The sequence below is a fragment of the Nostoc sp. genome, from assembly GCF_036917235.1.
Classification (GTDB): domain Bacteria; phylum Cyanobacteriota; class Cyanobacteriia; order Cyanobacteriales; family Nostocaceae; genus Nostoc.
The window spans coordinates 1-20,373 of sequence record NZ_JBALDU010000078.1 but is presented as its reverse complement, the minus strand read 5'-3'; the positions used below and the strand labels follow the sequence as shown (position 1 = coordinate 20,373).

18 protein-coding genes and 1 pseudogene are annotated in these 20,373 nt (G+C 42.4%); 9 read left to right on the top strand and 10 right to left on the bottom strand.

What is annotated here, in order from left to right; all coding sequences use genetic code 11:
• Positions 1–195 precede the first annotated feature (195 nt).
• Both V7K44_RS22125 and V7K44_RS22120 read left to right on the top strand, forming a co-directional pair.
• The gene (locus V7K44_RS22125) at positions 196–1,416 is read left to right on the top strand and encodes a sensor histidine kinase (RefSeq protein ID WP_334934367.1); all 1,221 of its coding nucleotides are present in this window, start codon (positions 196–198) and stop codon (positions 1,414–1,416) included.
• Between the two features lie 3 nt (positions 1,417–1,419).
• Positions 1,420–2,067 carry a response regulator transcription factor gene (locus V7K44_RS22120; RefSeq protein WP_334934364.1) on the top strand — a complete coding sequence of 216 codons (648 nt, stop codon included), beginning with the start codon at positions 1,420–1,422 and terminating at the stop codon, positions 2,065–2,067.
• A 616-nt stretch (positions 2,068–2,683) separates the two neighbouring features.
• Here the strand turns inward: V7K44_RS22120 and V7K44_RS22115 are convergent.
• Positions 2,684–3,250, bottom strand: a complete 567-nt coding sequence (locus V7K44_RS22115; RefSeq protein ID WP_334934362.1) for a hypothetical protein — start codon at positions 3,248–3,250, stop codon at positions 2,684–2,686.
• A gap of 17 nt (positions 3,251–3,267) precedes the next feature.
• Between V7K44_RS22115 and V7K44_RS22110 the strand changes: the two genes are divergently transcribed.
• From V7K44_RS22110 to V7K44_RS22100, 3 genes are all read left to right on the top strand, one after another.
• Positions 3,268–3,438 (top strand): hypothetical protein, encoded by a 171-nt coding sequence (locus V7K44_RS22110; protein WP_322689946.1) that lies wholly within the window; start codon positions 3,268–3,270, stop codon positions 3,436–3,438.
• Positions 3,439–3,630: 192 nt separating this feature from the next.
• On the top strand, positions 3,631–6,156 hold the full coding sequence (locus tag V7K44_RS22105; protein WP_334934358.1) for a sigma 54-interacting transcriptional regulator: 2,526 nt from the start codon (positions 3,631–3,633) through the stop codon (positions 6,154–6,156).
• Positions 6,157–6,297: 141 nt separating this feature from the next.
• Positions 6,298–6,636 (top strand): hypothetical protein, encoded by a 339-nt coding sequence (locus V7K44_RS22100; RefSeq protein WP_289798597.1) that lies wholly within the window; start codon positions 6,298–6,300, stop codon positions 6,634–6,636.
• Positions 6,637–6,801: 165 nt separating this feature from the next.
• On the opposite strand, the gene V7K44_RS22095 is transcribed toward V7K44_RS22100, so the two are convergent.
• Positions 6,802–7,449, bottom strand: coding sequence for a DUF4351 domain-containing protein (locus tag V7K44_RS22095; RefSeq protein ID WP_334934356.1), 648 nt, complete (start codon positions 7,447–7,449; stop codon positions 6,802–6,804).
• A 383-nt stretch (positions 7,450–7,832) separates the two neighbouring features.
• On the opposite strand from V7K44_RS22095, the gene V7K44_RS22090 reads away from it, so the two are divergent.
• Positions 7,833–11,180: a HEAT repeat domain-containing protein gene (locus V7K44_RS22090; protein ID WP_334934354.1), complete on the top strand. Its 3,348-nt coding sequence runs from the start codon at positions 7,833–7,835 to the stop codon at positions 11,178–11,180.
• A gap of 225 nt (positions 11,181–11,405) precedes the next feature.
• On the opposite strand, the gene V7K44_RS22085 is transcribed toward V7K44_RS22090, so the two are convergent.
• A complete protein-coding gene (locus V7K44_RS22085; RefSeq protein ID WP_334934352.1) occupies positions 11,406–11,618 on the bottom strand; it encodes a hypothetical protein in 213 nt (70 codons plus the stop codon).
• A gap of 259 nt (positions 11,619–11,877) precedes the next feature.
• Positions 11,878–12,324 carry a hypothetical protein gene (locus V7K44_RS22080; protein ID WP_334934350.1) on the bottom strand — a complete coding sequence of 149 codons (447 nt, stop codon included), beginning with the start codon at positions 12,322–12,324 and terminating at the stop codon, positions 11,878–11,880.
• Positions 12,325–12,537: 213 nt separating this feature from the next.
• Here V7K44_RS22080 and V7K44_RS22075 point away from each other — a divergent pair, with 213 nt between their 5' ends.
• A complete protein-coding gene (locus V7K44_RS22075; protein WP_334934349.1) occupies positions 12,538–12,708 on the top strand; it encodes a hypothetical protein in 171 nt (56 codons plus the stop codon).
• Between the two features lie 3 nt (positions 12,709–12,711).
• Here the strand turns inward: V7K44_RS22075 and thrS are convergent, their stop codons facing one another.
• A complete protein-coding gene (gene thrS, locus V7K44_RS22070) occupies positions 12,712–14,547 on the bottom strand; it encodes a threonine--tRNA ligase (RefSeq protein WP_334934621.1) in 1,836 nt (611 codons plus the stop codon).
• 610 nt (positions 14,548–15,157) lie between these two features.
• Between thrS and V7K44_RS22065 the strand changes: the two genes are divergently transcribed.
• Together V7K44_RS22065 and V7K44_RS22060 are read left to right on the top strand one after the other, a co-directional pair.
• Complete coding sequence (locus V7K44_RS22065; protein WP_289798602.1) at positions 15,158–15,475, top strand: DUF2605 domain-containing protein; 318 nt, start codon at positions 15,158–15,160, stop codon at positions 15,473–15,475.
• 307 nt (positions 15,476–15,782) lie between these two features.
• Entirely contained in the window at positions 15,783–16,112 is a 330-nt protein-coding gene (locus tag V7K44_RS22060) for a DUF2973 domain-containing protein (RefSeq protein WP_334934346.1), read from the top strand.
• Positions 16,113–16,285: 173 nt separating this feature from the next.
• On the opposite strand, the gene V7K44_RS22055 is transcribed toward V7K44_RS22060, so the two are convergent.
• The 5 genes and pseudogenes from V7K44_RS22055 to V7K44_RS33275 form a co-directional block, all read right to left on the bottom strand.
• Positions 16,286–16,531 (bottom strand): DUF7219 family protein, encoded by a 246-nt coding sequence (locus tag V7K44_RS22055; RefSeq protein WP_334934344.1) that lies wholly within the window; start codon positions 16,529–16,531, stop codon positions 16,286–16,288.
• A gap of 46 nt (positions 16,532–16,577) precedes the next feature.
• On the bottom strand, positions 16,578–16,853 hold the full coding sequence (locus tag V7K44_RS22050; protein WP_334934342.1) for a hypothetical protein: 276 nt from the start codon (positions 16,851–16,853) through the stop codon (positions 16,578–16,580).
• Between the two features lie 289 nt (positions 16,854–17,142).
• Positions 17,143–18,666 (bottom strand): chlorophyll a/b binding light-harvesting protein, encoded by a 1,524-nt coding sequence (locus V7K44_RS22045; RefSeq protein WP_334934339.1) that lies wholly within the window; start codon positions 18,664–18,666, stop codon positions 17,143–17,145.
• Between the two features lie 83 nt (positions 18,667–18,749).
• On the bottom strand, positions 18,750–19,808 hold the full coding sequence (locus V7K44_RS22040) for a chlorophyll a/b binding light-harvesting protein (protein ID WP_334934337.1): 1,059 nt from the start codon (positions 19,806–19,808) through the stop codon (positions 18,750–18,752).
• Positions 19,809–20,211: 403 nt separating this feature from the next.
• A pseudogene (locus V7K44_RS33275) lies at positions 20,212–20,373 on the bottom strand (IS701 family transposase); the annotation flags it as partial.

Here is a 20,373-nt window from a genome sequence, read left to right as displayed (position 1 = left end):
TTTTTCCTAATTTAGAAATAATTAATTAGTCGGAACGGCTCTATCGATAGTAGAGACAGATTCGTTATATAGAAAGGAGAGTTTCATCTCAACAGCGCCCATCTTTCAGCATCCTACCTTCTTCACCTATTTACCTCTAAAATTGTGAAAATACCTATGGTTTTGTTAGAAAGGCCATTGATTTGGAACAGTTCTATGGTTAGCTTGACCTACCCATCTTTTCGTCTATTGCTTTACCTAGAGTGGCTGTTATTAGCCACGGCAGCGTTCATGGAAGTCCTGCTGCCTTTTGATTTGTCTTGGTCGTTGCTACTACGAGTTCTGGCGATCGCCATCTTCAGCTTGATGGGCTTGAGACTGCCAATGGTGAAGCTGGAAAGAAAATTACTTTATACAGCCCTGGAATTAGGTTTAATTTGGCTACCAGCGACTCAACATAGCTTATCTCCTCGCTCCGTTTTGCTGCTGTGTCTGGTACTGGTGATGCGGAGTTGTCTGATATTTAAGCGATCGGGACAGTTGGTTGTCTTGGGTTTATCTCTGCTCTCTCATGCAACACTGCTTTTGTTAAGACCGATTGAACCTGAGAATTTTATGCGAGATAAGCTGATTGCCATGTCCTGGGATTGGCGATTAAGTAATATATTATTGTTTAGCTTAACGTTAGTATTCGCTTTATTGTTAATTAATGCCCTGCTTGCAGAGCGCCAAAGTCGAGAGCAGTTAGAAATTGCCCATCAGCAATTAGAGATCACCAATCAACAACTTTGCCAGTATGCCCTGCGGATTGAAGATCAGGCAACCTTGCAAGAACGCAATCGAATTGCCCGCGAAATTCATGATGGGTTAGGACACACTCTCGCCGCCCAAACCATTCAGATTAATAATACTCTGTTGTTTTGGCAATCAAATAATGATAAAGCATTGACATTTCTCAAACAGGCAAAAGAACTAGGGGCTGAGGCGTTGTTAGAAATTCGGCGATCGCTTTCTGTGTTACGTTCAAATCCTTTGCAAGGGCAATCTCTCAAATCAGCTATTGAAAAGCTGCTGACAGATTTTCAGCAAACCACAGGTATTGAACCATCCTGTAAAATTGATCTCCCGCACACCTTACCAACAGAAGTAAACACGGCTTTATTTCGCATTGTGCAAGAATCGCTGACAAATATTTGCAAACACGCCGAGGCGACGAGTGTCACCGTTAAACTTCTGGCTCACGCTGGGATGATTCATCTGTCAATCGAAGATAATGGAAGAGGTTTTAACCCCACTCAAAATACAACCGGGTTTGGATTACAAGGGATGCGAGAACGATCGGTTGCACTGGGTGGCCAGTTAAATCTCCACAGTCAACTAGGAACAGGTTGCTGTATTTCTGTTTCCTTGCCACTCTCAAAGCTGTTGGTGTTTTAGCTTATGATTCGGATTTTATTAGTTGACGATCAGCATCTGATTCGCCAAGGACTTAAGAGTATGCTTGAGTCGAATGCAGAGATGCAAGTAATTGGTGAGGCAGAAAATGGGCAACGGGCACTCGAACAGATTGCCGCACTGCAACCCGATATTGTGCTAATGGATATTCGGATGCCCGTAATGGATGGAGTCGCCACCACAAAAGCGATCGCTCAACAATATCCTGACATTAAAGTTCTCGTCCTCACCACCTTCGATGATGATGAGTATGTTTTCCAGGCGATGCGGCTGGGTGCAAAGGGCTATTTGCTCAAAGACACCGAACCAGATGAATTAATGTTGGCAATTCTATCCGTTTACAAGGGACAAACCTTACTCGGCCCGGGATTGTTTGAGAAAGCCCTCACGCCGATTACCGCACCTGTCCCGTCTGTGCAACCCCCTCCAGAATTGGCGCAACTCACAGCCAGAGAATTAGATGTATTGCGGTTAATTGCTTGTGGAGCCAATAACCGAGAAATTGCCGAATCGCTGTTTCTTTCAGAAAACACTGTTAAGAACTATGTTACTAATATTCTCAGTCGCTTGAGTTTACGCGATCGCACTCAAGCCGCTTTGTTTGCCCATTCGTTGTTTAGTGGACTTAAGTAGAGTCTACTTGGGCAAGGGATATATCGTTTACTAAAAAGACAAATAGCTGAGAAACGCAATTGAGAAGGCGTTATATCATGTCAAAGCCATGACTGAAGATTAGCTGTATCTCTGACTGCGTTAGAACTTTGGCGCGTCCGTGCCGATTTATTTTCATCGCTAGACTGTAGACCCTGCGATCCACAGCCTACAACGATTTGACACTTGATCGCGTGGAAACATTGTCTGTATTTGCGGATCAATTGTACTGCGACGGCAAAATGCTTGACTCTATCTACAATCCATGTTCATTTTCCGCAGTGTGCATAAATTGATTTCATTACCCCGATATAAGAAGTAGAAGCAAGGCTTATGTCCTCGCTAATACAAAACCCCGACTTTATTAAGGTGATTTATGTCTGCTGTGATAACTGCCACACAATCAAAAATTTGTCAACGCGTAAGTTCTAGAATAGAGAAAGATGTTATGAATTTTTCAAAACGTTTCTCAACACCTTTAGTATTTTTCTTTTTGACATTTAGCGCATTACCTGCTTTAGCTGATAATTGTTCAGTAGCCGATCGAGTCCCATTGCCACCATGTGTTCAAGCAGATTATGTTGATAATGGAGCTGTTCTAACTAATCGCTGTCCTTATACAGTTACTATAAAAGTTGATATAGCTAACGGTAGCGATCAACGGGTAAATGTTCCTAGCAACGGAGGAAGAAGAGTAGTCAGTACTACAGGAAGGTTTAATTTGAAATGCTGTCCCAAATATAACAAATGTAGGGGGTAGTAGTGGGATTTTGTAAAAAAGTGGACAAAGAGACAACGGGCGACCACCGGGTGTCACCGCCAATAGTTGTAAGCTAAAAGCAGCCTCTATCAATACTTTCAGCAATTTGACCCCGTAGCACCCCCGCGTAGCACGGGTTTTTTTTTGGTGGTTGGATGCGATCGCAGGAAATAAACCAATTACGATTGGACAGGGATACAGTACGATAGCTTGGATTCCAGAAGATTCTGGAAGTTGGGCACTACCTTTGAGGCATGAGCGAATCACCAGTTGAGACAGTCCGATTGAGAAAGCAGTTGGACAACTGAAAAAAGTATGCGAGCTAATGCCTTCTAGACCGATTTCTGTTTGGGACAGTGAATATGGTTGTGCCCCGTTTATCCTGAAAACATCTGAGATTGCCACAGATAATAAGAGTACGGTTGCGTTCAAATCTGTGTTTATGGGGTGCACCACCAGCTTATAAAGGTTCGGGTCGTCCTCGAAAACATGGTGCAAAATTTAAACTAAATGAAGCCTCTACATGGGGCGAAGCAGCATCTGTCTTGGAAGTAAATGACCCGAAATTGGGACGAGTTAAAGTCAGTTCGTAGCCCCGCCTGCAAAGAGGGGCTGGGGGTGGGGTGCAGTGATTATGGAAATCATAACTAATTACCCGGACATAATATTAGACAATAAGTCTATTGCACATTGTGTATTAATGCACAACCACTGAATATAGATATTTTGACATACCCTTTCAGGGATAATTCTTGTTATACAGCAGCCTACAGGGAGAACTAAATATGACATCTCCAGAAACGGTTACATGGCTACAAGAACGCACGAGTTTAGGAATTCTCTCACCTGAAGTATTAAATGCGATCGCTCAAGTAATTGAAGAACAAGTAGTAAGTGCCGAAACTGACTTAGTTAGTGAAGGCAATTCTCCAGAAGCCCTTTATATTCTTGTAGAAGGTCAACTCGAAAGCAATAGCACCAATCAAAGCAACCCAGCTTTAGCTTGTGGATTTCTCCCCGGTGCAGTGATTGAACTCAAAGAATTGCTGTTGGATGAATTAACTCCATTCACAATTACTACAGTAACCGAATGTCACTTCTGGGTTGTGCCTGCTGCTAAATTTCGGGAATTAACCACTCAATACCCCGAAATTGCTCAGGCTTTTTCGCGTCAATTGGCTCAAGAATTAGCTCAGGTAACATCTGCACTTGGCTATGAACAAGAACGTTCTATTGCCTTGCGCCCATATTTAGTTACCAAAGCACAACGGGGAATTGTTGGTACAAGTCGCTATGCTGTGCGGCTGCGGGAGCAAATTCGAGAAGCAGCTGCCGATCGCAAATCAGTAGATATTTTTGGAGAACCAGGGTTAGAAAAAGACAATATAGCAGCCCTAATCCACTTTGGTTCTCCCAAACGGCGAGAACCAATTATTAAAGTCAATTGTGGGATTCTCCAAACTAGCGGTGCGGATTTATTTGGTCGTGCTGGCGGCAAACCAGGACTTTTGGAATGGTTGGGAGAAGGTACTCTAGTTCTCAACAACATCCAAGAATTGCCCGAAGAATTATTACCTGCCGTGACGGAGTTGCTCAAAACTGGTACATATACCTCCGTCAGTCGTTCTGGAGATCCAGTAGCCGAAGCTCGTCCCAGTAAAGCCAGAATTCTGATTGTTTCAGAAAAAACTCAACCGACAGTTGAACGCTGTATTGGTCACATTATAAAAGTACCACCGCTACGGGTGCGGAAAGCTGATATTCAGACACAAGTTGAATATTATACTAGTCTTTACACTCGCTCTAGAGGCGTTTCTAGACCGCATATTACCCCAGAAGCTTTGCGTCGCCTCCAGTCTTATGATTTTCCTGGCAACCTCAAAGAATTGAAAAATCTGGTAGAAAGAGCGATTGTACAAGCTGAGGGTGCGAATGAATTAACAGAAGAAATTTTCTGGCCAGCTGAAACTAAGAAAAAACGATTTCGGGTGAATCTGTTAAATGCCTATCCTTCTTTAAGGCGGTTTTTACGTAGTGACTGGTGGCCCGATCGCATTAATTATGGTTTTACTGCAACAGTTTTTGCGATTATTGTTGCAGTGTTATTTATTGGGCCGCAAACCCGCGATCGCAATTTCGTATTAAATCTATTTTGGGCTTGGTGGTGGCCTTTCTTCCTATTCCTCTTTCCCTTTTTGGGACGTATCTGGTGTTCTGTTTGTCCCTTCATGATTTACGGGGAAATTACCCAAAAGTTATCTCTCTGGCTGTGGCCTCGCAAACTCAAACGCTGGCCGAGAGAACAAGGCGAGAAATGGGGCGGATGGTTTATGTTTGGGTTATTTACCCTAATTTTCTTATGGGAAGAACTCTGGCATTTAGAAAATACTGCCTACCTCAGTGCTTGTTTGCTGCTATTAATTACCGCAGGGGCAATGATTTTCTCGGCTCTTTTTGAGCGGCGGTTTTGGTGTCGTTATCTCTGTCCCATCGGCGGGATGAATGGTTTATTTGCCAAACTTTCAATGACAGAACTCCGCGCCCAGCAAGGGATTTGTTCTGCCAGTTGTACTACTTATCAGTGCTATAAAGGTGGGCCGCAAAAAGGCGAAGGGCTAGAAACCAATGGATGTCCTTTATACTCCCACCCCGCGCAATTAGAAGATAACCGAGATTGCGTACTGTGCATGACTTGTCTTAAAGCTTGTCCCCATCGTTCCGTTGAGTTCAACTTGCGTCCCCCTGGAATTGAACTGTGGACAACTCATGTACCCCGCACTTATGAAGTAGCATTATTGTTTTTGCTGTTGGGTGGTATATATTTACATCGTTTACCAGAGTTGCAATCTTGGTTGGGGCTACAACTAGATTTAACTGATTTTTGGCAGCACTTGGGATTATCGCTGCTAGTGTTAATTATTCCAGCAGCTCTTACCTTTGGGGCTTATGCCTTGATCCAAGCGTTCAATTTTAACCGTAAGCCTCGATCCTTTGTAGAACTCGCCTACGGCTACCTACCATTAGTGTTGGGAGGTAATTTGGCTCACTATCTACGTTTGGGCTTAGGCGAAGGCGGGCGGATTTTACCCGTGACCTTTGCGACTCTTGGTTTGAGTGGTGAACAATTGCCAATATTAGTTGCTCATCCGGCTGTGATTGCCTTTTTGCAAGGTACAACGATAATTTTCTCAGTGTTGATGACTATGTTATTAACGCAAAAAATTGCCAAGCAACCACTGCGATCGCTCCTGCTGCAACACCTAGCAGCGATCGCTTTGGGAGCTAGTATGTGGGCAATTATCGTCTTTTAAGCTTCACATCTTCCACCAGGCGGTTTCTAATCGCCTGGGCTAGGTGCAAAATGTGATTTAAGAACATTCTTCCCTACGAACGTGATAGAAAATACTTATATGATTTATGATTTTTGACTCATAGTGTAAGGATTACAGATAATGCACGTTCTAAAAAGATCCATCAAACCTGCAACTTATATATCATTCCTCCACATTTACCAAACGACTTGGGGGACTGCTGGTGATATTTGTTTAATCCGTGAATCTGTAGCTAATGATAGTACCGCGAAGTTTATCGGGCACAAAATCGAACTAGCAATTCCCAGAGGATTGGAGCGCGATCGCATCGCCAACTGTCCGATAATTAAAGTTGCAGGTAATGTCGGCGACGGACATCCTAAAGAGCATCCGTTGGAATGGGAGGCTTATGAGGGTGTAAAAGAAGAAATAGCTTTAGCGGCTCTCAAACCTTGGGGCTTCAAGTTAATTGAGCTTTAATGTGGCAATCTGACAAGCTCAACTCGCTTTCGTTCTTCTGAAACTATTTTTTCCCTAGCGCCATCAGACATTGGCTCAAATGGAAAAATTCATCTCATAGACATAGGAGTGAAATTAATTATGCGTTACCCAAAATCCTTGGTAGGCATAATTCATAAATTGTACCTACGTTATTTTCACTCCTACGTCTAATGTACCAAACCAGGTTTCTAAATCCGCGTAGTTTACCGCCGTAGGCATCGCCTGAAAATCCAACAATGCTTCACCAAGATTTTCTAATTGTTCTAAGGAAAGAGTTTCAATACGGTCTAGCACCTCTTGGGGTAATTCTCCCACCCTTCGAGTCAGTTGACGGAGAATGAGCAATTGCCCTTCTGCTTTTCGTCCTCTTAGTTCTCCTCGTTGTTCTCCTAGTTGTTCCCCTTCTCTTAAAATTTCTTGATAAATTACTGACTCGCGCATCATACCCTCCCGAAATAATTGTCGAATCAAATCTTGATTGTATTTTAACCCCGCTAAGATTTGGGTGTAAGCAGAAATTTCTGGTCGTTGTCTTGGCTCAAGTTGACTAACTTTTCCCACAACTTGTTGCAACAAGGCTTGAGGTTGCGTAGATTCTAGTTTGGTTTGAAATTCCAGGTGGAGAATGCGTCCTTGTAATTGTAAGAATGTGACATAATCAGCACGAATTGGTTCAATGCTCAATTCTGTTTTGAGGACTTTGACGGAAGTTTGCGGTGTTCCTAATACCCAACTGGCAAAGGTAGCAGGATGTTTTTCGGACAGGAGTTTGCAGAGGTTATCAAAAGACATTAGCGATCGCTAACAATTAAACGAGGTATTGTTATTATCTCGTGCAGTGGTTTGAGTAGGCGATGTTTACGATGGTCACTGACTTGTACTGAGCGCAGCCGAAGTAGCTTGTCGTTCGCGGAGCGTCTCGTAGAGAAGTGCGGGCTATTCGGCGTCGCACCATCGCTCAAGCAAGCTCATTATTATACTCTGAGCGTATCTTTTGAAATTCCTGTAGTATTTACATTAATATTCCATTTCTAGCTAGGTTGAGTTATCAGACGATAAAAAGATAACTGTAGCGGTTCCTGATTTACTAGTAAAAAACCTAACTCCCTTCTCTTTCCCTACCAAGGAAAGGGCACAAACAGCCTTTATTACTAAAGAAATTACGAATTATACTAATGCATCTACAGATAATTAAAAAGCGATCGTTGCCCTTTTTCATTTTTCCCTTTACCCTGCTGTTGACTCTCCTCCTCGCCCTGCCTTGGGTAAGTGCGAAAGAACAGCCGAAGCCGAAGCCAGAAGCGTGGCAGATTAACGGTATCGTTACTGCCCTTGATGATGGATATGAGGGAGTAAAGAAACCCGCTTTAGATAAATTCAATGAATATGATCTAAAAAATTTGAAATCGGTGGTTCAGAAACCAGAGGATATTGCACTAAAAGCTGTCAAAATCCTCAAGGATAAATCCGTTGACTCCTCTGTCCGCTATGGTGCAGCAGAGGCATTGGGAAATCTGGGGGAGGCTGCCAAACCCTACATCAAAGACATTGCTGACATCCTCAAGGATAAAACCGTTGATAAATATGTTCGCTACCTTGTAGCAGTCGCATTGGGAAATCTGGGGGAGGTAGCCAAACCTAACGTTCAAGACATCGCTGACATCCTCAAGGATAAAACTGTTGATGAAGGTGTTCTTGCCAGTGCAGCGAAGGTGTTGGGAAATCTGGGGGAGCCAGCCAAACCTTATATCAAAGACATTGCTGACATCCTCAAGGATAAAACCGTTGATAAATATGCTCGTTCCAGCGCAGCAGAGGCATTGGGAAATCTGGGGGAGCCAGCCAAACCCTACATGAAAGACATCCTCGACATCCTCAAGGATAAATCCATAGATGACTCTGTTCGTTCTAGTGCAGCAGAGGCATTGGGAAAACTGGGGGAGGTAGCCAAACCCTACATGAAAGACATCCTCGACATCCTCAAGGATAAATCCATAGATGACTCTGTTCGTTCTAGTGCAGCAGAGGCATTGGGAAAACTGGGGGAGGTAGCCAAACCCTATGTCAAAGACATCGCTGACATCCTCAAGGATAAATCCATAGATGACTCTGTTCGTTCTAGTGCAGCAGAGGCATTGGGAAAACTGGGGGAGGCTGCTAAACCCTACGTTAAAGACATCGCTGACTTCCTCAAGACTGATATCTTTAGGACAGGGAACATTAAAATTGTTGGTTTTGATGGCTCCTATGTTAATTCGGGTGTAGCAGAGGCATTGGGAAATTTGGGGGAAACAGCCAAACCTTATATCAAAGACATTGCTGACATCCTTAAGGATAAAACCGTTGATAAATATGTTTGTTCCCGTGCAGCAGAGGCATTAGGAAATCTGGGGGAAACAGCCAAACCCTACGTCAAAGACATCGCTGATATCCTCAAGGATAAAACCGTTGATAAATATGTTCGTTCCAGTGCAGCAGAGGCATTGGGAAATCTGGGGGAAACAGCCAAACCCTACGTCAAAGACATCGCTGATATCCTCAAGGATAAATCCGTTGATAAAGATGTTCGTTCCGGTGCAGTAGTGGCATTGGGAAATCTGGGAGAGGCTGCCAAACCCTACGTCAAAGACATTGCTGACATCCTCAAGGATAAATCCGTTGATAAAGATGTTCGTTCTAGTGCAACAGAGGCGTTGGGGAAGATAGAACAACTCAACCTGAATAATATTGTTGTAATTCTCGATAGTATCTATTACGCAGGTCAATCAGAATTTGAACAGTGGCGATTTTTAAGCTATTTCCTGGGTGGCGGCACTGATGAAGTAAAAACCCTGCTTACATGGCTGGGTTTTCCTGACCCTAAAACAATTCCTACTCAATTAAGCCACGATCGCGGTGATAAAACTCTCAAAATCTTTGCCCAAGTCTGGGAACCTAGCCAAGGTTTAGCACGATTACGGGAAGACTTAGCAAAGCAAATTGCTATAGTTGCGAGAAAAGTCTCTTGGCAACCACAAGATATTGTTATTTTAGAAACTCACTACAACAACCTCAAAAACGCTGGCTACAACGAAGCTGATTCGCTGCAATCAGTCATAGTTAATCTCAAAACTTGGCAGTGGTTTCTCAACGCCAGAACTACTATTTTGATTCATGCTGCCTTTTGGCTAGTCCTCATCTTCGCTTATCCCAAATTTCCCCAAGTTCAAGCCATCTTTTTCTGGAATCCTTGGGTGAGGCGCATTCTCGGTGTCGGCTACGTCGGCTTAATTCTCACCTGGGTTCCCTTCTTCCGTGAAAAGTTATTTGAACCCTTCAAGTTTTCCCTACTAGCCGATGCCGGGTTAGATAATTTTAACCCCGAAGCTTACTTTCCAAACTCTAAAGTGAAGGTTCCCGGTGTAGACGAACCCGTACCAATTACCCAAGTGCTACCTAACATTAAAGGACAAGTCATCTTGGAAGGTGATTCTGGCTTGGGTAAGTCGATGTTTCTGCGTTATTTGGTAAAAACTTCTGGGCGGCTTGTGGTTTATCTACCTGCCCACAAGTGTGACAAAGGGGTAATTGAGGCAATTCAAGCCAAGCTGCACGGACAAGCACAAGATGCTGATTTTCTCAAGAATTTAATTTACAGTGGCGCATTAGATATTTGCATTGACGGACTCAATGAAGTTACCGCCGACACTAGGGCAAAAATCTGTCAGTTTGCCGAAAGCTATTTCCGGGGTAACATCATCATGACCACCCAACCCCTAGAGTGGATACCACCCTCAACAGCCAAAATATATAAATTGCTCCCCCTTGAAGAACCACAAATTCAGCAATTTCTGATTTCCCGTCAGCCACGACTGCCCAAAAATGCCAAAGTTCAAGCTACTAATTATGAGCAAGCCACTGCTAGTTTTTTAACCAAAGCCCTCAGTAATCAGCAATCACCACAAGAATTAAGCGCGATTGAGAAAGTTCTCTCTAATCCAATGGATTTAACTGTGGTAGCCCTGATGCTATCCCAAGGCGAATACCCCGATTTGTTTCACTTACAACAACATCAATATAATTTGATGGCAGCTGAATATTTGCAAGAGTGGAACCAGGAATTTCCACTGAAAAAATTCTCCGATGCTGTCTATCAAATGCGGTTGAAGGATGAGCAAGCGTTACCTGCGGATGAATTTTACCAGGTATTACAGTCATTGGAAGACGATAAATATAAAATGGTTGTCAGCCGTCAGTGGCAAGACGAAAAAGGCGAAGCCAAGAGAGAATGGTATTTCCGCCACGACAAGATTATGGATTTCTTTTTGGTGCAGAACTTTCTTGGCGAGAGTGAGGAAGCTAAAAACCGTCTTCTTGACCACATGGACGACCCCCGTTTTCGTGGTGTCTACTTTTTGCTAGCAACACTACTACCTTTAGATGCTGCGAAAGAGCTGAAGGAAAAATTAGTTCAATACGCCGCTGATACCAAAGACCATACTGTGAGTGATACCTTTGTGCAATTGTTGCGACCAAGGGCGTGATATTAATTCCTAATTCGTAATGGGCTACGCCCCGCGATGCTAACGTAATTCGTAATTGAGAAAGAGACTTATAGTCTGAGGGGAAATTTTTGATTTATTTAAGAGTACTCCAAGTAAAAAAATGCTCAATTGTCATTGCGAGCGAAGCGAAGCAATCCCAGTCTTTGCGATTGCTTCGCTTCGCTCGCAATGACGGATTTTGGATCATTTATTTTTTGGAACACTCTAAAATGAGTATTTTAGCTTCCTTAATGAGCCTTTGAACTCCATTAATGAGCCTTTTAGCTCCATTAATGAGTCTTTTAGCTCCATTAATGAGTATTTTAGCTCCATTAATGAGTCTTTTAGCTCCATTAATGAGCCTTTTAGCTCCATTAATGAGCCTTTGAACTCCATTAATGAGCCTTTGAACTCCATTAATGAGCCTTTGAACTCCATTAATGAGCCTTTGAACTCCATTAATGAGTCTAGGCTAAGGGTAAATTCTTGATTTCATAAAAATCTGACCTTTCACCTCATGTAGAAAAGCTAACCCCTGAGCAAGCTTCCTTACTAGGGAATAAAAGCGAGGTTTTCTAGATAAGAGTGAAAAGTCAGATATTGGAATGAGTGGAAAAAGAGATTGTGTCTGTCCTACGATCAAGTAGAATCAATGCTCAGTTCACTTGGAACTAAGCTTAATAAATAGGCAAAAGGATTAACCACGTCCCCAGTCGCGATCGCGTTCATATCGAAAGCGAATGTTGCGAAGGTTATTATCGCGCTCATCGCGGCGATTATTATCGCGTTCATAGCGGCGATTATGATCGCGTTCATAGCGGCGGTTATGATCGCGTTCATAGCGGCGATTATGATCGCGTTCATAGCGGCGGTTATGATCGCGTTCATAGCGCCGATTACGATCGCGCTCATAGCGATTATTATTGTCACGAACGTCGCGAAGGTCGTTCTGGCGGTCATAGTCATCATTTCTATGGTGACGACTATGACGTTCGTAGTTACCATCATCGTTGCGTTGATAGCTGTAGCTATCTAACTCAGCAAGATAAGACGCTGGTGTATTAGCCTCAGCTTTTGGAGAAATAGCTAAAGCTGATGCAGATGCTATCAAGCCAGCCAGCAAAATAGAGGTAAAGCGGTTCATGATGTAAATCAACAATTGTTGATAGTAATTTATGCAAGTCCAGTCTGTTTAGGAAGAGCAGATTCCACAAATCTTTAAATCAATCCTATCAGTCTTGAATAACTCGAAAAGTTTTCTTGGGTGCGGTGATTGAGAAAACTTTTGTTGTCTGTGATACTTTCTGACCTTCCAAATCCTGTGAAAAGTTAAAATTAAAATGAGTATTTGAACTGGATGAATCCACCTTTTATCTCCGTTAACGAGTATTTGAACTCCATTAATGAATCTTTGATAATTAAATACGTTACGATCGCACCTTCCCAAAACCTACCAGCTAGACAAAACGCACACCAATATATGATTAGTGTGCGCTTGCGGTTAGATTTTAGAAATTATCAAGGTTAGATTTTAGAAATTCTCGAACTTAGCGATCGCATCTTTCATCTTATCTACCACCTCATCTACAGCTATAACTCCCAATTCCCCAGAGGCGCGGGTACGGATACTTAAGGTGTTAGTTTCCACTTCCTTAGCTCCCACCACAGCCATCACGGGTATTTTTTCTTTCTCTGCATTGCGAATCTGTTTACCCAAGCGATCGCCACTGGTATCAACTTCTGCACGGATACCCAATGCACGCATCTTCGCCACCACATCTTTTGCAAAGTCTAGCTGTGTATCACCCACTGGGAGTAATCTAGCTTGCACTGGCGCTAACCACAAAGGGAAATCGCCCGCATATTCTTCAATTAAGATCCCAATTAGCCGTTCCAGCGAACCAAAAGGCGCACGGTGAATCATTACTGGACGTTTGCGAACACCATCTTCGGCGACGTATTCCAACTCAAAGCGTTCTGGCAAATTGTAATCTACCTGCACAGTTCCTAATTGCCACTCCCGATCTAGGGCATCACTAAAGATAAAATCAAGTTTGGGGCCATAAAAAGCCGCTTCTCCAATCCCTTCAAAGTGTTCCATCCCCAAAGTTTCAACTGCACGGCGAATCGCACCTTCGGCTTTGTCCCAAACTTCATCATTACCAATGTACTTATCACTAGCAGGATCGCGGAAACTGAGTCTAGCCTTAAAGTTCTTCAGTTGCAGCTTATTGAACACCGACAAAATCAAATCCACCACACTGAGGAATTCACTATCTAGTTGTTCTGGGGTGACGAACAGGTGAGAATCATCTACAGTAAAACCGCGCACCCGTGTTAAACCCCCCAATTCGCCTGATTGTTCGTAGCGGTAAACAGTACCAAATTCCGCCAGTCGCATCGGTAGTTCCCGATAAGAGCGCAACTCACTCTTATATATTTGGATATGGAAGGGGCAATTCATCGGCTTCATCACGAAGCCCTGTTCCTGTGCAGCAGCTTCTTGATCGTCTGCCATCAAGGGGAACATATCTTCTTTATATTTCTGCCAATGTCCAGAGGTTTTAAATAAATCTACTCTGGCAATGTGAGGTGTTACTACAGATAAGTAACCCCGTTTTACCTGTTCTTGTTTGAGGAAATCTTCTAAAGTACTCCGTAACAGAGTGCCTTTGGGTGTCCACAAAGGTAAACCCGGCCCTACTAGATCGGAAAATATAAATAATCCCAGTTCCTTACCCAGTTTCCGGTGATCTCGCCGCAGCGCTTCTTCTTTACGTCGCTTATATTCAGCGAGTTGTTCTGGGCTTTCCCAGGCGGTGGCATAGATGCGTTGTAATTGGGCTTTAGTTTCATCCCCACGCCAATAAGCGCCAGCAACGCTTTCTAGTTCAATTGCTTTCGGGTTTAGTTCACTGATATTTTCCAGATGAGGCCCGGCACACAAATCCCACCATTCATTCCCCAGATGGTAAATCGTAATTGGTTCGTTTTTGATATCTGCCAGAATTTCTAGCTTGTAAGGTTCCTTAATTTCCTGAATCCGGCGTTCGGCTTCTTCGCGGCTGACTTCTTCCCTAATTACTGGCAATTTGCGGTTGATAATCTTCGCCATCTCTTTTTTGATGGCTTTGAGATCGTTTTCGCTAAATGGTTCTGGACTGTCGAAGTCATAGTAAAAACCGTTTTCAATCCAAGGGCCGATTGTAACTTGCGCCTTGGGAAACAGCTTTTGTACCGCCATTGCCATAACATGGGAAGCAGTGTGGCGAATCTTTTTTAAGTTCTCCGATTCGCTGGTACGCGGTAAATAGATTTTTTCAACTTGTTCTGACTGTTGTGACTGATTTGATGAATTTGGCGACATTGGCTGCTGAATCGTTGGCGAGGTGATTACAAAAGGTGATTTATCTGAATCTGTAGGCTTACTCAACTATAACGACTTTGGTTTTTGCCAGTTAAGCTATCAAGAAAGAATTCAGGAGTCAGAATTCAGAATTCAGAATGAATTGGAATCCGATGGTTACTGAGTTTGTCGAAGTAATGGCGTAATAAATAAAGGGGTTTAAGACTCCACTAAATATGTTTTCTTTAATGGTGTTTCTAGGTGGCGGGTTTGAATCCCCCACTATTTTGATTCTGAGTCCTGAATTTTGACTCCTGAATTCTTTTTCAATCCAAAGATAAAGATAAATTTTTGATTTCTTACCTGAGTGTCAAATTCAGAATTGCCCGCGTAGGCGTAGCCCGTCGTAGACATCGCTAAATTAGCTTATGAATTGCAACTCGGTGTCATATATACCTATAGTTACCTCTCCAAGGGCACTGTACAAACCAGATATCAAGACTATATAATAAATTGTGTGCCCTTTGTTACAAATTTTTACATCACGAAATTATGAGAGAAACCCAAAAAGTATTAAGAAACGTAAATAACGTTAATATTAGTAAGCAAGTTTGAAATATCTCACTCATTTATGTCAGACTCAAATTTACCAGGGCCAGAGTTGCTGAAAACTGTTTTAGATCCGCTGCTGGAAGATTTTCAGCATTGGTTTACGCGATCGCGCCATTTACTCGAAACTGAGGAACTCTCATTTATGAGTCACCAAGAGCAATCTGACTTGCTCTTGCGGGTTAAGCAAGCGCAGGATGAACTAAATACGGCGAAGATGCTATTTAATGCAACTGATAAACAAGTCGGAATTGATATGGCAACATTAATGCCTTGGCATGAATTAGTAACAGAATGCTGGAATGTCGCAATGCGCTTTCGTCAAGGACGTGAAGTCTAAGCGCTAAATTTCGGCTGATAACTTAGCGATGTCTCAAGACTAGCCAAGGAAGCGTCTACGCAAGATGGTAAATCAGTCGTTAAAAAGATAGTAGAAAAGTCTTAACAATTTCTTAACATTATCTGGATTAACAAAATAATGTATCCTATGCTACCGTAAGTGGAATAACGGTTGACAAATAGCTCCATATAAATGTAAGCGCATGAAGAGTGCGTAGAATACTCGTCTTAACTGTGAGTCACAGTATCGGCGAAACAAAGCGTTACAAAATAAAGTTTAAAAAATTCCTGTTCTGGAGGAAAATCCAATGTTACATCTGCTTTACATTCTTGCTTTTACAATCCTTGCATTTATAGCTGTTGGCAACTTAATTCGTAACCTGATTATGTTCAGTTTCGATCGGGAGCGAACTTACCCGACGAATTCCTCGCCAATGAATAACCAAGGCAACTATGGTTATTATTCATCAAAGAGACAATTTGTACCCCATCCAGAGTTATTAGATAGCGCTGGAAACTTAATTAAAGAGCCACTTTTGATAATGCGTTCAATTAACGTTGAAGATGCGCGTCAACATCTTGATGCACTTTACGAAGCATCCCCAGGACATAAAAGAGATAATTCCGAAGAAGCATAAAAGTAGAGACGCGATTAATCGCGTCTGTTAGAAGTTTGGGTGTAAATGATTGTTGTTTTCACATACTTAATTTTTTTAGTAGAAATTTATTCCCATATCAATCAGTCAATGTAGCTTTTTTGCATTTTGTTAAAAATACTCGCGATCGCAGCCAGATACAATTTTCATTCTATTTAGCGAATTTCCAATTCTTTTTTGGCACTTTTCAACTGTCTCCAGAGAATGTGAATTTGTTTGTAAGCCTCTTCTGGGGAAAGTTTACCACTAGTTTGGAGGCTGCAAATGTAGCTTACCCGTTGAGAAAAATCTTGAAGATTAGCGTTAAATACTAGATACTCTGGTTTAAATTGCCCATAATATGGACTACGAGGATATAGAAAATCACATAGTTCGGATAGGAAATCAGGTTGTCGGTTCATAAGTATTTAGAGTATTAGGGATTAGAAATTATCTAATTGGAAAATTTTAACAAAGCTTTCGCGCACCCTTTTGACAAGCATTACAGAAAGAAGTTTGAGGTTCAAAGTCAAGACAGCCGAACGCTTCCTCAGAACAAGCTTTAATTGGATGTACAGTACACTTAAGACGATAGTCGTTAGTGAAATATTCACAAGCATGACAAGGAATTTCATGTAGCTTTTTTAAATGATTTATCCCTTGTTTTAAGGTAAACCAGATACTCAAAACAAAGAAAATCAAAGTGCCCCAAGCAAATGAAGCACAAAAAATTGTAGCCAGCATAAGTCATCCTCCTAAAGATTAGAAATAAAATGCCCGGAGTCAACTGCTTTTAACCGCAGGCATGAAATATTATTTAGCTGTGTTGAGTGAAACTAAAATAACTAAGACATAAATCAATATGTCATCGCCTAAGCAATCTAATTATTAACTTGTTGACATTGGGATTGCCGTATGTGTGCATTTCTCACTAGGTGGGTTTATTGATATAAATACTGATTTAATCAGTACTTAATTTCACTAGATACTTGACTGTAAAGACGTAGAATGCTACGTCTTTACATCATGGATACTAAATCGAGTTAATTGCGATCGCACCGAATAAAGCAACACTAGTCAATAGCAGATAAGCGAAGATTGCTCCACCAATTCCACCAATCAAAAAGCCCTCAGTAAATTGACTCCATTCGGCGACAGTATTGATGCTCTGTGGTACTTTGGCAACTGTTGCAACCGAAACCGATCGTGAATAGATTTCCTGTTGTCTTTCGTAGCTAGTAGTGCCATAAAGCGAAAAACCAATTGTCAGGATGATAATCAAACTGCCTGTGGCTAGTAAACCAACCAAGCTGCCCACATTAGAATTGCGTAATAAACCTAATGAACCTAACGTAGCAAAGGGGCCAACTAGCCAGTAACCATGAGCCATACCAATTTCTAATCCCCGCCACAGAGCAGATATACCAGGGCGGTAAATTGGCAAGTATTTGAGAAACTTCAGCGTCAGATCGGAAGAATTGACTACGGTTACTTGATTACTCGTTTGGCGATTTACCCGTGGAGGCTGAACCATATCACCATTTTTAAAATCAAATCCGCCTGCGATCGCACGAGCGCGGAGAGCGTGCCAAATGTGACCTAACAGAAATATGAGCGCTAGGACAAAATGGAAAGTTACCAACCAACCACGAGCAGAAACTATACCAGCAGAAGTTTCTATAGCTCTAACTGGCCCATAAAAAACTTCGGGATAGACAGTGTTATTGACTGATGCAAAATATGCTGCTAAAAAGCCCATGTATGCTACAGCACCAATGCTGTAAGATAAATACGCTTCCCCTGAGTAAATCAAAACTCGGCGTGCCCAAGCAAATGGCTTAGTCAAAATGTGGAAAATACCACCGCCAATTAACATCAAACCAACCCAGATGTGACCGCCAACAACATCTTCCAAGTTATCAACAGCAGCCAATCCCTCTGAACCCCAAGCCCCAAATAAGTAGCCAAAAATGCGGAATGGGTTAAGTGTCGGATGATTGATTACCCTAACATCTCCACCGCCAGCAGCACAAGGATCAAATAGTCCACCCCAAAATACCGCCTTAGCAACTAAAGCCAAAGCACCCAAACCTAAAAGCGTTAGGTGAATGCCCAAGATGGTTGTCATCTTATCCTTATCTTTCCAGTCGTAGCCAAAAAATCCAGCCCAAGTGGGATTATCTTGTAACACTTCTGGACCTAGCAGAGAGTGATAAATACCACCGGCTGCCAGAATCACTGAAGGTATCAGATGCAAGACGCTGATTACAAAGTAGGGATAGGTGCTAATAACTTGCCCACCAGCACCGACACCCAAACCTAGAGTTGCTAGATGAGGCAGTATGATTAACCCTTGCTCATACATTGGCTCATTAGGGTTAAAGCGCGACAATTCAAACAGCATCATCCCTCCAGCCCATAACAAAATCAATGCAGAATGGGCAATATGAGCGCCTAATAATTTTCCCGATAAATTAGTGAGACGAAAGTTACCAGCCCACCAACCAACATCAGGTATCTGTTGCTTATATGGGCTATCTTCAATTACTGCTGTCATTTCCAAAACTCCTTGAGAATATTTAGCAATATTGTTGAGCTTATGCTTCCAGGCAATTACAAATCTATTGCATTAAATCGAATTTAGCTAATTGGTTGCGGAATTACCGCCTCCTGACTCACCCTACCTTTGCGAAAATCGAACCCACGCGCCCGCAAAGCGTGCCAGATATGACCTTGGAGAAAGAAGAAAGCTAACCAAAAATGGGCATTAGCTAACCAAGTCCGGGCAGTTACAAGGTCAGGGTCAGGTGATGAAAAGTACGGCACGATATTCTGTCTAACCACGAGCGCCGGCCCATAAAAAACTTCAGGATATACAGTGGTGTTTACTGATACAAAGAGAGTTGCAATAAAGCCCATCAGTGCCAAAGCGCCCAGACTGTATGAGAGATAAGCTTCTCCAGACCAAACAAATAGTGGATGCGTCCAACTAAAGGGCTTAGTAGCTATGTGGAAAAGTCCACCAATAATCAATATTGCACCAACCCAAATATGTCCGCCAACCACGTCTTCTAGGTTGTCAACACCAGCAATCCAAAATTTCCTAATTGCGCCAAACAGATAACCAAAAATGACGGCTGGGTTTAACGTAGGATTTGTAATTACCCGCACATTTTCAACATTTGGGTCGTACAAACCCCCAAAGTACATTGCTTTGGCAACTAACAAGAATGCACCACAACCCAGTAAAACCAGATGTATACCAAGGATTGTGGTCATTTTACCCGTGTCTGACCAGTCGTAGCCAAAGAAAGGAACTCTACCTTCCAATTTTTCCGGGCCACGCAGGGAATGAAAGATTCCTCCGAAACCCAAAAAGGCTGAAGAAATTAGATGCAAAGCTCCAATTACAAAGTAGGGATAAGTATCCACGACTGCACCATTTGCGCCAACACCCCAACCTTCAGTAGCTAAATGAGGTAGCAAAATTAAGCCTTGCGAGTACATCGGTTCTGCTGGATTAAAGTGGGCTAGCTCAAATAAAGTCATAGCTCCTGCCCAGAAAACGATCAGACCAGAATGAGCGACGTGAGCGCCTAGTAATTTCCCTGATAAGCTGGTGAGTCTGGCGTTACCAGCCCACCAAGGCGAGTCAGTAAGGTCTTGCTCCACCGACAGCGGACTTGTAGAAGTTGTCATTTTACATCTACCTTTTATTGAGAATTTTATTCAATAGCTTTTGAAAAAGAGTCTATACTAAAATCTCAATTAATGAAATAAAGTCTCATTAATAATTTTGATGCAAATGAGAAATTACTTGCATACTTGCATCTCAATACGTTTGGTGTTGGTGATATTTAACTCTGGGAGATTCCCCTAACCCTATCAGTAACACGCAACATCATGGATAATTTGTCAATAAGTAATAGTGCTTAAACTGCCTATCGTATTATTTATTGGTTGAGGAAGACAAGAAACAGGTAAGCATTGCAAGGTTCTGGCACACATCAAGATTCAGTATTGAATTGTAATTGTAAACTTTTACAGGACTTACGCAACTGGCACAAGCAATGGTGCGCTTCGCGCACCCAGCGCCCAAAAACTACACAAGAGACATAGCAATATCTGGACGTTTTAGTTGCTCAATTAAATAATTAGAAAGCAAATTCTGCTTGAGCTTGTAAATAGTTTGACCTGTTTGATAAGCTAAATTTTTCAGTCTTAGCCAAACTAACATAGCGCAAGCAATATGATTTCTTTGAAG

Excerpts from the sequence above, each read along its gene's own strand:
- V7K44_RS22095 (WP_334934356.1), bottom strand. The coding sequence starts at position 7,449 with ATGTCTTTTGATAACCTCTGCAAACTCCTGTCCGAAAAACATCCTGCT.
- V7K44_RS22075 (WP_334934349.1), top strand. The coding sequence starts at position 12,538 with ATGAATCCACCTTTTATCTCCGTTAACGAGTATTTGAACTCCATTAAT.
- V7K44_RS22050 (WP_334934342.1), bottom strand. The coding sequence starts at position 16,853 with ATGCTGGCTACAATTTTTTGTGCTTCATTTGCTTGGGGCACTTTGATT.
- V7K44_RS22125 (WP_334934367.1), top strand. The coding sequence starts at position 196 with ATGGTTAGCTTGACCTACCCATCTTTTCGTCTATTGCTTTACCTAGAG.
- V7K44_RS22040 (WP_334934337.1), bottom strand. The coding sequence starts at position 19,808 with ATGACAACTTCTACAAGTCCGCTGTCGGTGGAGCAAGACCTTACTGAC.
- V7K44_RS22080 (WP_334934350.1), bottom strand. The coding sequence starts at position 12,324 with ATGAACCGCTTTACCTCTATTTTGCTGGCTGGCTTGATAGCATCTGCA.
- V7K44_RS22100 (WP_289798597.1), top strand. The coding sequence starts at position 6,298 with ATGCACGTTCTAAAAAGATCCATCAAACCTGCAACTTATATATCATTC.
- V7K44_RS22045 (WP_334934339.1), bottom strand. The coding sequence starts at position 18,666 with ATGACAGCAGTAATTGAAGATAGCCCATATAAGCAACAGATACCTGAT.
- V7K44_RS22065 (WP_289798602.1), top strand. The coding sequence starts at position 15,158 with ATGTCAGACTCAAATTTACCAGGGCCAGAGTTGCTGAAAACTGTTTTA.
- V7K44_RS22120 (WP_334934364.1), top strand. The coding sequence starts at position 1,420 with ATGATTCGGATTTTATTAGTTGACGATCAGCATCTGATTCGCCAAGGA.
- V7K44_RS22085 (WP_334934352.1), bottom strand. The coding sequence starts at position 11,618 with ATGGAGTTCAAAGGCTCATTAATGGAGTTCAAAGGCTCATTAATGGAG.
- V7K44_RS22055 (WP_334934344.1), bottom strand. The coding sequence starts at position 16,531 with ATGAACCGACAACCTGATTTCCTATCCGAACTATGTGATTTTCTATAT.
- V7K44_RS22105 (WP_334934358.1), top strand. The coding sequence starts at position 3,631 with ATGACATCTCCAGAAACGGTTACATGGCTACAAGAACGCACGAGTTTA.
- V7K44_RS22090 (WP_334934354.1), top strand. The coding sequence starts at position 7,833 with ATGCATCTACAGATAATTAAAAAGCGATCGTTGCCCTTTTTCATTTTT.
- thrS (WP_334934621.1), bottom strand. The coding sequence starts at position 14,547 with ATGTCGCCAAATTCATCAAATCAGTCACAACAGTCAGAACAAGTTGAA.
- V7K44_RS22060 (WP_334934346.1), top strand. The coding sequence starts at position 15,783 with ATGTTACATCTGCTTTACATTCTTGCTTTTACAATCCTTGCATTTATA.